9 protein-coding genes are annotated in these 10,899 nt (G+C 46.5%); 6 read left to right on the top strand and 3 right to left on the bottom strand.

Features of this window, described 5'->3' with window-relative positions; genetic code table 11:
* Window position 1 precedes the first annotated feature (1 nt).
* Both QUA45_RS00455 and trmB read left to right on the top strand, forming a co-directional pair.
* The gene (locus tag QUA45_RS00455; RefSeq protein WP_333218874.1) at window positions 2-712 is read left to right on the top strand and encodes a Uma2 family endonuclease; all 711 of its coding nucleotides are present in this window, start codon (window positions 2-4) and stop codon (window positions 710-712) included.
* Window positions 713-871: 159 nt separating this feature from the next.
* The gene (trmB, locus tag QUA45_RS00450) at window positions 872-1,504 is read left to right on the top strand and encodes a tRNA (guanosine(46)-N7)-methyltransferase TrmB (RefSeq protein ID WP_333218872.1); all 633 of its coding nucleotides are present in this window, start codon (window positions 872-874) and stop codon (window positions 1,502-1,504) included.
* A gap of 148 nt (window positions 1,505-1,652) precedes the next feature.
* On the opposite strand, the gene QUA45_RS00445 is transcribed toward trmB, so the two are convergent.
* Window positions 1,653-3,167 carry a phospholipid carrier-dependent glycosyltransferase gene (locus QUA45_RS00445; protein WP_333218870.1) on the bottom strand — a complete coding sequence of 505 codons (1,515 nt, stop codon included), beginning with the start codon at window positions 3,165-3,167 and terminating at the stop codon, window positions 1,653-1,655.
* Window positions 3,168-3,475: 308 nt separating this feature from the next.
* Between QUA45_RS00445 and QUA45_RS00440 the strand changes: the two genes are divergently transcribed.
* Window positions 3,476-6,838: a CHAT domain-containing protein gene (locus QUA45_RS00440; protein ID WP_333218868.1), complete on the top strand. Its 3,363-nt coding sequence runs from the start codon at window positions 3,476-3,478 to the stop codon at window positions 6,836-6,838.
* A gap of 136 nt (window positions 6,839-6,974) precedes the next feature.
* On the opposite strand, the gene acsF is transcribed toward QUA45_RS00440, so the two are convergent.
* Window positions 6,975-8,051 carry a magnesium-protoporphyrin IX monomethyl ester (oxidative) cyclase gene (acsF, locus tag QUA45_RS00435; protein ID WP_333218918.1) on the bottom strand — a complete coding sequence of 359 codons (1,077 nt, stop codon included), beginning with the start codon at window positions 8,049-8,051 and terminating at the stop codon, window positions 6,975-6,977.
* 391 nt (window positions 8,052-8,442) lie between these two features.
* On the opposite strand from acsF, the gene QUA45_RS00430 reads away from it, so the two are divergent.
* A complete protein-coding gene (locus QUA45_RS00430) occupies window positions 8,443-8,919 on the top strand; it encodes a TM2 domain-containing protein (protein ID WP_333218866.1) in 477 nt (158 codons plus the stop codon).
* 180 nt (window positions 8,920-9,099) lie between these two features.
* Complete coding sequence (gene rpmF, locus QUA45_RS00425) at window positions 9,100-9,273, top strand: 50S ribosomal protein L32 (protein ID WP_006632406.1); 174 nt, start codon at window positions 9,100-9,102, stop codon at window positions 9,271-9,273.
* Between the two features lie 42 nt (window positions 9,274-9,315).
* Here the strand turns inward: rpmF and queA are convergent, their stop codons facing one another.
* The gene (queA, locus tag QUA45_RS00420) at window positions 9,316-10,455 is read right to left on the bottom strand and encodes a tRNA preQ1(34) S-adenosylmethionine ribosyltransferase-isomerase QueA (RefSeq protein WP_333218864.1); all 1,140 of its coding nucleotides are present in this window, start codon (window positions 10,453-10,455) and stop codon (window positions 9,316-9,318) included.
* Window positions 10,456-10,603: 148 nt separating this feature from the next.
* On the opposite strand from queA, the gene QUA45_RS00415 reads away from it, so the two are divergent.
* Window positions 10,604-10,899, top strand: a 296-nt coding sequence (locus tag QUA45_RS00415) for a hypothetical protein (RefSeq protein ID WP_333218862.1), incomplete at its 3' end; no start/stop codon positions are given.

The raw sequence follows: 10,899 nt of genomic DNA, 5'->3' as shown, positions 1-10,899 counted from the left end.
AATGACAGTCAGTACAGCAGACTTAAAAATTACCTGGGAAAAATTGCCCGACGACTTCATTTTAGATGAGGAACCTGTGGAAAATATCGACCAGCCCTTGCTCGCTGCTGCCTTGCGCGAAATCCTAGAAATCGCAGGGCTAATTTTAACAGGAATATTAGTTGCCCCAAACATGGGAATTTGCGCTACATTAAACGGCAAGCTAGTTATCAAAGCTCCAGATTGGTTTTATGCCCGCAACGTCCAGCCGCTTTCTAGTCAAGAAATTCGCCGTAGTTACACTCCCAACTTAGAAGGGGAAGTCCCGGCGATTGTTATGGAATTTTTATCAGCTAGTCCCAACGATGAATATTCTAGTAAACAAACTTATCCGCCTGGAAAATGGTTTTTTTACGAACAAGTATTGCGAGTTCCAATCTATGCACTTTTTGAGCCAGCCGCTGGAGTGTTAGAAGTCTACCAGTTGGATTCATCAGGAAAATATGAAGTACAACCACCTGATTTAAACGGCCGTTATTGGATTCCAGGAGTTGGGTTATTTCTGGGGGTTTGGCAGGGAACAAAGGCCGAAAGAACGGGATATTGGTTGCGGTGGTGGGATGAGAGCGGAGAGATGTTATTGTGGGGAGCAGAAATGGTAGATAGGGAACGGCAGCGGGCCGATCGACTAGCTGCCCAATTAAGAGCAGCAGGCATTGAACCAGAAGCCTAATGCAATAATTAGAAATGAACAATCGTAAGTCTGGCATTTTTCATTTCTAATTCCTTAAAAAGTATTAGACAACCTCGCAAAAATCAATATTTATCTGCGTTAATCCACGTTAATCTGCCTTCATTAGCGGTTCAAAATTACATTCAGGAGATAGCAAAATTGGCAAGAGTAAGAGTGCGGGAACACGTCAATCCCCTATCAATTAGATATCAAGCATCTGCAAATCCCCCGGATTGGACTAAAATCTATGCCGACTTAAATTTACCGCTGCATTTAGATATCGGCTGCGGCAGAGGACGGTTTTTGTGGCACATGGCGCAAATCCAAACAGACTGGAATTTTTTAGGATTAGAAATTCGGGAACCTCTGGTAGAAGAGGCAAATCTTTGGCGGGACGAAAAAGGGTTGACAAATTTGCACTATTTGTTTTGCAATGCGAATAGTTCCTTGAAACCAATTTTAGAAACTTTACCCCCAGACACTTTGCAGCGAGTTAGCATTCAGTTTCCCGATCCGTGGTTCAAGAAAAAGCACCACAAACGGCGAGTGGTGCAGCAGGAATTAGTTAATGAATTGGCAACTTATCTGGCAATTGGCGGCGAAGTGTTTATTCAGTCAGATATTGAAGAAGTAGAAAGGGAAATGTGCGATCGCTTTTCATCTCACCCCAGTTTTAAACGTCAAAACGGCGACAACTGGCTACCTGAAAATCCTCTACCTGTGGCTACTGAAAGAGAAATTGCTACTCTGAAACGGGGCGAACCAGTTTATCGAGCACTCTATCAAAAATAATGCTCGCTTTTGCAAACTCACCTTGGTAATAAATGTTATAACTTACATCTTGCACCTTGGTTAGGAACAGGCAAGATTCATGTTCCACAAAACTTAATTTTCTTGTGGAACGGGCATCTTGCCCGTTAATAAAAGAATTATTTCTAACTTAAACCCAAGACGGCAGCCACATCCGAATTTTCCATTCCATTTGCGACAAAGGCAGTCCCAAATAGATAGGCATCCAGAAAATAAAAGCACCCAAAACCAGAAAAATAATTGTTACCCCCATCCCTCGGAGTCGAGTTTGATGGCTGTGCAGCCACCTATCAACCCACCAAGCAAGTGCTAAGGCTGCAAACACAGAACAGCCCATATAATGGTACAAAAATATGCAGCGAGTGACCTTCACCCAAGGCAGCAAATTAGCGGCCCAATTAACTATTAAATATAACCCCAGCCACATTTCAGCAGTCGGCGGAAACAAAATCGGCCGCTGCTGTTCTATCGTGTCAACAGAAGCCTCGCTGCGCGTTTGCAGCCACACCAAAATCCGGTGAACTAAAACTCCTATTACTAGCAGTAAAGCTAAGGTTGACAGCCACCAAAGCAGTGGATTTCCCATTGCGTGAACGTCAAAAATTGCCTGAGTTGCACCTTCAGGTAAAGGCGGCAACTCCGGATCTGGTTGGGCATTGCTGCTAGCCGTTTTGTAGAAGTAAACTATGGGGCGCAGCATCAAAGGCCAACTGTACCACGTGGAACAGTAAGGATGCACGTCAGGCCCGCTTTTAATCCGCTGGTGATAAGTTAAAATCTCCGTTTGCATCTGCCAGAAATTGGGAGTTGGATTAAAGTACAGGTGAGGAATCCAAGAGATGCTGTAAACTAGAATAGGAATAATAGCTAGACTCAAACAGAGTTCTATAAAATTGAGTTTAGTCAGTTTTTGTACTGGGCTTTCGGCAGGAATTAGAGGTGAATCTACCTCGCGGCTTTGTTCTTCATTTCCTCTGTTCCCCTGGATAAAACGAACTGCCCAAGCACAGATTAAAATTAGATAAGTACCGAAAAGAAACCATAATCCGTTCCATTTGATAGCAGCAGATGCGCCGAAACCTATTCCGGCGAGTACCAGCCAAAGCCAGCGCTTTTTGCCTTCGGCTTCTACGGATTTTAAAATAAATAACTGACCTAAAATTCCTAACAAAACTAGATAAATGTTGTTCAGCGCGTAGCGAGACTCAACTAAAAACAGACCGTCGCAGGCGATAAATAAAGCAGCAATAAAAGCAAAGGTGCGGCGCGGAACTAGCTGATAAGCCAGGCTTCCCACAACTAGCGGAATAAAGGAACCTGTGAGAGCATTCAGCCAGCGGTAATCCCAAGGAGAAAGCAGGGATCCGGCCATACTGTTGACGGCTGTTTTGCCGAAGGGAAGGTGAGTGCCGATCCAAATGCCGATCGCAATTATGTACTGGCTCAGAGGCGGGTGAGCATTGAAAAAGGGAGTTTTTGTGAGATAATCGTTGGCAAATTTAGCGTAGTAAACTTCGTCAAATACTAAAGTGTTAAATCGCTCTAGTTGCCAAAAGCGGAGAGTTAAGGATAAAAGGAAAACGCCGAGCATTCCCAGGGAAAAAATAACATTCGATTGGTTAATTTTTTTTTTGTTTATTTTCATAAAACAACAGCAAATAATAGATGCTAGATTTGAGGGCAATCGCTAATTTAAAATTCCTGAGTTGAGAGTAACGTAAAATAGGACTTGTGCAGAAACCGAATTTTTGGTAAGAAACAGGGTTTTTTGGAAACACCCGGTTTCTTAAAGCTGGCTTCTAATAATGCTTGGAGAGTGCAGCGAGAAGCATTAGCGACTATTGTTTCACCAAATGCTCCCGATCTAATTGGCAAGCAGGAAGGAAAAGCGCGCATCATAAGGTGCGATAGATTATGATAGCAGCTAATCATGTCTTTTTTGAGCGAGTGCTTATGAATCCCATACTTTCGATTTGGGGGCGTTGGGGCTTAGCTGTAGGTGCGACTATCCTAATGGGATCTGCCGCCGCGCCAAATCCCCAGACATTTGAAAGTTTTGCTGATTTTTGTACCCACAAAGAGAATTTGACCCCTGAAACCAGACATACGGTGGAGGTGTTGCTATCAAAAGCAAAAACACAAGAGTGCGATCGCGCTCAAACAGCACTGACTAATCTCACAGAACTTTCCCTGATTCGCAATCAAATAGTCGATATCAAACCATTATCAAAATTCACCAATCTGAGAAAGCTCAACCTCAGTAGAAATCAAATAACAGATTTGCAACCCTTATCGGGACTGACTAATCTGAGATCTCTCGTCCTCAATTTCAATCAAATCTCAGACGTGAAACCATTATCGGCGCTGACTAATCTGACAGAGCTTTTCCTCGAAGCCAATCAAATCGTAGATGTAAAACCTTTAGCGGGATTAACTAATCTAACAGGGCTGTCCCTCGCATCTAATCAAATTGTAGATGTGACACCTTTATCGAGAATGACTGAGTTAAACTTTCTTTATTTAAGTGGCAATAAAATCGCAGATGTGAAACCATTATCGGGATTGACAAATCTGATACTGCTTTTCCTAGAATCCAATCAAATCGCAGATATCAAACCTTTAGCGGGATTGACAAATCTGACCGCCCTACACCTCAGTAGAAATCAAATCGCAGATGCCCAACCTTTAGCGGGATTGGTATATCTGACAACCCTCGATCTCAGTAGAAATCAAATCCTGGATGGGGAAGCCGATCGATTAATTGAGAAAAACAAACAACGATTAAATCAAAAAACAGATGAAGCAGAGCGATTGCTTCAGGAAGCTAAGCGACTATTGGCTCAGGAAACAGCAGCATCTTACCAGGAGGCCTTGCAAAAGTTTGATGCAGCGCGTTCGCTTTATCGAATGCTTAGAAATTGGGAGGACGAAGCTTACACGCTGAATCAAATCGGCTTCATTATTAATAGATTAGGAGACAGACAGCAAGCCCTGAACTACTACAAGCAAGCTCTTTCTTGGCATCAGACTATACGCGCTCGCCCTGTGCAAGCCCTCATCCTCAACAACATTGGGGCCGTCTACTATGCTTTGGGAGAGAAACAGCAAGCCATCGACTACTATAACCAAGCCCTTTCCCTAATTCGGGAAATGGGCGATCGCCCTGAAGCAAGTATCAACCTCAGCAACATCTCGAACATACCCGCATACAGCGACACACCTTTGGGCGATCGCACTGCGGAAGCCACCACACTCAACAACATCGGCTTAGCCTACAACGATTTGGGAGAAAAACAGAAAGCAAAAGAGTATTTTAACCAAGCCCTTCCCTTATTCCGAGCTATGGGCGATCGGGCTAAGGAAGCAACTACCCTCACCAATATTGGCTTAGTCTATTCAGATTTGGGAGAAAAACAAACAGCCCTCGACTACTACAAACAAGCCCTCGATTTGAGACAAAAAGCGGGCGATCGGCGTGGAGAAGCCCTCACCCTCAACAATACAGGTACTACTTACTCAGAATTGGGAAAACAGCAGAAAGCAGAAGAATATTTCAACCAAGCTCTGCCACTGTTTCGCGCTGTGGGCGATCGTCCTGGGGAAGCTCTCACCCTCTACAATATGGCTAATATCAAAGGCGATCGAGGCAATTTAATCGCAGCCCTCACTGACATTGAAACCTCCATCAAAATCATCGAAAACCTCCGTACCAAAATTACCAACCACGAGCTTCGCCTATCATACTTTGCCACCGTGCAGGACTATTACCAGTTCTACATTGACCTGTTAATGCAACTGCACAAAACGCAACCCAAATCTGGTTATGATACTAAAGCCTTTCAAGCTAGCGAACGCTCCCGCGCCCGCACTTTATTGGAACTTCTTCAAGAAGCAAACGCCGATATTCGCCAAGGTGTCGCCCCAGAATTATTGCAGCAAGAACGCAATTTACAACAGCAACTTGATGCCTTAGAAACACGGCGAATCGAAACTATAAGCCGCCCCAATCATACCCCCGCAGAAACAGCAGAATTAGACCAAAAACGGCAAACTTTACTAGGACAATATCAGGAAGTTCAAGCCCAAATCCGCTCCACCAGTCCCCGGTACGCCACCCTCACCCAACCGCAACCTTTAACCCTGGCACAGATTCAAGAACAAATCCTCGATCAGAATACAATTTTACTCCAGTATTCTCTAGGGAAAGAGCGCAGCTATCTGTGGGCTGTGACTAAAACCAGTCTCACCAGTTATGAATTGCCCAAACAGGTTGACATCGAAAAAGCCGCCCGCAATTTCCGCGATGCTGTGACTAACCCGCGCTACCGAAATATTCTCGATCGAGTTGCTGAAGCTAACAACACGCTCAGTCAAATTATTTTACAGCCCGTAGCAGCACAACTCGCTCAAAAACGCCTGCTGATAGTTGGCGATGGCATTCTCAATTACCTCCCCTTTGCCGCCCTCTCGCTCCCCGAAACACCCGGTAAAAATCGGAATCAGCCTTTAATTGTAGACCGTGAAATTGTGCTGCTGCCTTCCGCTTCCACCTTGGGAATCTTAAGACAAAACTACCATGACAGACAACCCCCAACTAGGACTTTAGCAATGCTCGCAGATCCAGTTTTTAGCGCGGACGATGAACGAGTCAGAACCCAGTCTAATAGCGCCAATACTCAAGCAATAGAATCAGTAAATCTCGGTTTAAACCGCTCTAGCCGCGACAATAACATACAGTTGAGCCGTTTAAAATTCACTCGCCAAGAAGCTCAAATCATTCAAGCGTTAGTACCAGCTAATTCTAGCACCGAATCTTTGGATTTTGCAGCCAGCCGCGCCGCAGCAACCAGTCAGAACTTAAGCCAATATAAAATCATTCATTTTGCCACTCACGGTTTAGCGAATAGCACTCACCCGGAACTATCCGGAATCATCTTGTCGCTAGTAGATGAAAAGGGAAACCCTTTAAACGGATTCCTACGACTTACTGATATTTTCAATCTGAAATTAGCAGCAGATTTAGTAGTTTTAAGTGCCTGTCAAACCGGATTAGGGCAGAACATTCAAGGCGAGGGGATGGTAGGATTGACACGGGGATTTATGTATGCGGGGGCTCAGCGAGTGGTGGTGAGTTTGTGGAATGTGGATGATGAAGGAACAGCTACTTTAATGTCGAGTTTCTATCAGGGAATGCTGCAAAAAGGGTTAACGCCGGCGGCGGCTTTAAGGGCGGCGCAACTGGAAATGTTGAAGCAGGAAGAGTGGCGTTCTCCTTATTATTGGGCGGCTTTTAACCTTCAGGGGGAATGGCGATAAATTTTATGAAAAAAACCAGCATCAACTCCGGGCGAGTGTAAGTCTGGCGAGAACTTTTTGCGGTGAATCTGGATACCAAAAAAAAGCGGCTCCGCTTGTCGCAGAACCGCCGTCACAGAGGATGAAAAATCAAAAATTAACGGACTGCACCCTCAACTGAAGGTGATTCAATTGTTTTCATGAAGTACAGCTTCACTAATTGCCAGCCGTTCGACAAATACAGAGGCAATTTTTGGAAGAACTGCAAGAATTTCGGAGTTTCAGAAGCAACAATTGCGGTCAACTTCTGATTGTTCTTGAGGCAAACATCCAGCCGTTCGTAAAATTCTGGGTTGTTCACGTCCAGCATGACGGGGAAGACGCGGCCTGCTGTTTCGTTGGTCTTTTTGATGACTTCAATGTCGTATTCGCGAGCATCGAGACCGAGCGATCGATAAAAACCGGCGCGCTGGATATCATTGAGATACATTGTCGCGAACACTGACAGCAAGAAGAAACGGCACCAAAGCTTAGCGCGCCAATCGTTCAACATCTGAGGCTGAGCTCTCATCACCGCATCGAAGAAATCTCCGTGGCGGTTTTCATCCTGGCACCAATTTTCAAAGAATCGGAAAATCGGATAAATCTGGTCTTCAGGATGGGCCTTTAAGTGCTGATAAATGGTGATGTAGCGCCAATAACCGATCTTTTCAGACAAGTAAGTAGCGTAGAAAATAAACTTCGGCTTAAAGAATGTGTAACTGCGGCTCTTTGTCAAGAAACCCAAATCCAGGGACAAATTAAAGTCCGAGAGAGCTTTGTTGAGGAAACCGGCGTGCCGCGCTTCGTCCCGCGACATCAGGTTGAAACCCTCGGCGAGCACTGGATTTTTGTCTTTGAGCCTGCGTCCCAATTCTTTGTAAAGCAAGAACCCAGAAAACTCAGCGGTGCATGAACGTTCTAGGAATTCAATGAACAACTGGCGTTTTTCGCCGTCAATGTGATCCCAAGATTGAGCGAACTCCTCATCCCGCACGAAGTGGTTTTTGTTGTAGTCAACGCGGAACTCTTGGATAATTGCTTCTAGTTCGGCTTCATTTACCGAGATGTCCATTTTGGCCATCTCGTCAAAATCGGTTGTGTAAAATCTCGGCGTGAGAATAGTTTCTTTGGCTGGGGCTTTCACTCCCGGCCGCAGTTCTTCAAAAGTGGGTTTTTTGAGGGAATCTACCATATTTTTATTGGATTTCTGCTTATAACTACTCGCTTGTTTCAATTGTCGGGTACTGCGGGCGATCGCGCTCGTGTATGTCCGGCCAGCGCTGGCGGCGCGCTTGGTTTGGCGCTCCGTGTGGAATCCCGGTCTAAGCTGCTGTAATTTCCACGCCCTCCAGTTTACCAAGCTCTCGCCCGCGCAAATATGTTACTGGCGTTAAGAATTGCTACGCAAAATTACTCATGGGCTTCCAGACAAGGTATTGGGAAACCAAATTCTGCCTTTTGTCAGTTTATTAGGCTACCACACAAATAAATTCCCATGTCAAGCTGTTTAAACACCAGACAGAAAGTACACAATGTATAGAGGGACTCCAATTCTTAGAATAACCAGGCAGGACGGTCAGAAAATGAGCAATTTAGGTGTTAGTTACCTTTTATGGGCAGCTTGTTTTTTCGGCCCATTCGGACTCCACCGCCTCTACAACGGCAAGATTGGTACGGGTTTGCTGTGGCTGTTTACCTTTGGTTTGTTTGGGTTTGGGCAATTGTTTGACTTGCTGCTACTGCCGAACATGGTGGACGAACACAATGCCAGTCTCAGGGGCAAACTCGGCGTATCTCGCGAAGGTATACCGCTATATCCCAGCAGCGGGGCGATCGCCGCGACATACCCCAAGCCAACTCCAGACCAGTTAGGGGTTAAACTCCTGAAGGCAGCTTATACCAAGAACGGAAGATTATCTGTCACCCAAGGGGTGATGGCAACCGGCGCTACTTTTGCCGAAGTGGAAGAGGCTTTCACGGCAATGCTCAAAACCGGTTATGTGAGTATCGAGAATGATGCCGTAACTGGCGTCGTGATCTACCACTTTCACGAACTTTAGCTGCTGCGGGTGCGTTGCCTAGGGGATTTTGTCTATTTTTCCAGAAGCTAATCGCTGACGCACCCTACTACTTGATATTGCTGACCGAGCAGTTGTTGCGGTTTTTCGAGTAAGCATTGCCGGCAAAATCGGCTAGAATGTTTGTTTGTCTATATAAGCAAGCAGAAAGTATTTAGCGTCATGGCAGTCCCTAAGAAGAAAACCTCCAAATCCAAGAAGAATATGCGTAAGGCCACATGGAAGCGCAAAGCTGTAGTGGCAGCTCAGAAAGCTCTGTCTCTGGGCAAATCTGTTCTGACTGGGCGTTCCAACAGCTTCGTGTATCCCGGCAATGAAGAAGAGGAGGAAGAATAGAAAGGGAATACCGGGCATGGGGCGAACCCGATGCCCGATCGATCAATCCTTTTTTGCTGTGGGTAAAATCAGCATGGCATCGCCAAAGGAATAAAAGCGGTACTGTTGCTCGATCGCTTCTCGGTACAAATCCAACAGCCGAAGCCTTCCAATCATCGCACTTATCATCATCATCAAAGTAGAGCGGGGCAAGTGAAAATTGGTAATCATCCCCTCTACAACCCGCCACTTGTAACCAGGGTAGATAAACAAATTGGTCGGGCCGCAAAAAGGTTGCAAGGAAAAATCGCCACTCGCGGCGGCGGCTCCCTCTAAAGCTCGGACTGCTGTGGTACCCACGGCAATGATCCGCCCGCCTCGGGCTTGAGTTTCCCGGATTTTCTCCACGGTGGCGGAGGGTACTTCCACCCATTCGCCGTGCATTTTGTGAGCCGTCACGTCTGCTACCTCCACCGGGCGAAACGTCCCTACTCCGACGTGTAAGGTGACAAAAGTTTTTTCGATTCCCCGCTGTTCCAAGCGGCTGAACAATTCTTCGGTGAAGTGCAGGCCTGCTGTGGGGGCAGCCACGGCCCCAAGCCTCTCGGCATAAACAGTCTGGTACTGTTCCGCTGAAGCTTGGGAATTTTCGATGTAAGGCGGCAGGGGTATGTGGCCGTATTCGTCCAAAAACTTCGCCAGATTCTCATCTGTGGGGATGTCAAACTCCAACAGCCGTCCCCCTGTTGCGTCGTCCCTCTCTATAACTGTGGCAGTCAATCGACGACGATGGCGCATCGTGGCATCGGGAAGGCAACAGCAAGGAGCTGTGGTCGAGTCCTCACAGGCAGGGGCGATGGGATCAAACTCAATTTTTGCTCCCAACTTTAAGCGTTTCCCCGGTTTGACCAAAGCCAGCCAACAGTTGTGCTGCCGTTCTTCCATCAACAATATCTCCACAGCCGGGCCGTTGGGTTTGTGCCCGTAGAGCCTCGCTGGCAGCACGCGGGTGTTGTTCAGTACCAGCAAGTCGCCCGGTTGCAGCAAATCGGGTAAATCCCTAAAAATCCGGTGTTCGTGGCTGCTGGGAGAATCTACAGCCAGCAAGCGAGAACTGTCCCTCGGCACTACGGGATTTTGGGCAATGCGTGAGGGCGGAAGTTCGTAGTCGTAGCCGTCCAAAGACCAGTCCATCTCTGTCATCGAGTGAATTCCTGTGCGATCGATCTGTCAACTGGGTAACAAATTGGGTAAAAACCCCCATCCAAAGTCGGGTGCTTTTCCCCTTGTGGTCGCGGGTATAGCCCGCGAGGATAGAGGTGTAGCATCAGCTTTGCTCATAAGGATCGTTATGGAATACCTCTACTACATCGCCAATACTAGCCTTACTCTGAGAGTCGTCGATTACCTACGCACGGCTCATCATCTACCTTTGCAATTTATCACTGTTATTCACCAAATTGACGGCTGGGTGGTAAAGGTGAAGATGAGCCAATATTTAACTCCCGAAATGCACGGGGATTTTCGGGCTTTTATGAACGAACTCGGAATTCCTTACGATCCTGAAATTCGCTTGCAAATGGCGCTTTGGAGTTTGGAAACCGGACAGTCGCCGCTGAGCGTGATGCGCCGCTACCAGGTGGCCGT

Origin of the sequence: Microcoleus sp. Pol12A5 (assembly GCF_036701435.1) — a bacterium.
GTDB lineage: Bacteria > Cyanobacteriota > Cyanobacteriia > Cyanobacteriales > Microcoleaceae > Microcoleus.
Note: the sequence above shows the minus strand (reverse complement) of the source record. Positions and strands in the feature narration are given on the sequence as shown.

Bases quoted from the DNA above. Each gene is read 5' to 3' on its own strand.
- QUA45_RS00440 (WP_333218868.1), top strand. From the start codon at position 3,476: ATGAATCCCATACTTTCGATTTGGGGGCGTTGGGGCTTAGCTGTAGGT.
- QUA45_RS00430 (WP_333218866.1), top strand. From the start codon at position 8,443: ATGAGCAATTTAGGTGTTAGTTACCTTTTATGGGCAGCTTGTTTTTTC.
- rpmF (WP_006632406.1), top strand. From the start codon at position 9,100: ATGGCAGTCCCTAAGAAGAAAACCTCCAAATCCAAGAAGAATATGCGT.
- QUA45_RS00445 (WP_333218870.1), bottom strand. From the start codon at position 3,167: ATGAAAATAAACAAAAAAAAAATTAACCAATCGAATGTTATTTTTTCC.
- queA (WP_333218864.1), bottom strand. From the start codon at position 10,455: ATGACAGAGATGGACTGGTCTTTGGACGGCTACGACTACGAACTTCCG.
- QUA45_RS00455 (WP_333218874.1), top strand. From the start codon at position 2: ATGACAGTCAGTACAGCAGACTTAAAAATTACCTGGGAAAAATTGCCC.
- acsF (WP_333218918.1), bottom strand. From the start codon at position 8,051: ATGGTAGATTCCCTCAAAAAACCCACTTTTGAAGAACTGCGGCCGGGA.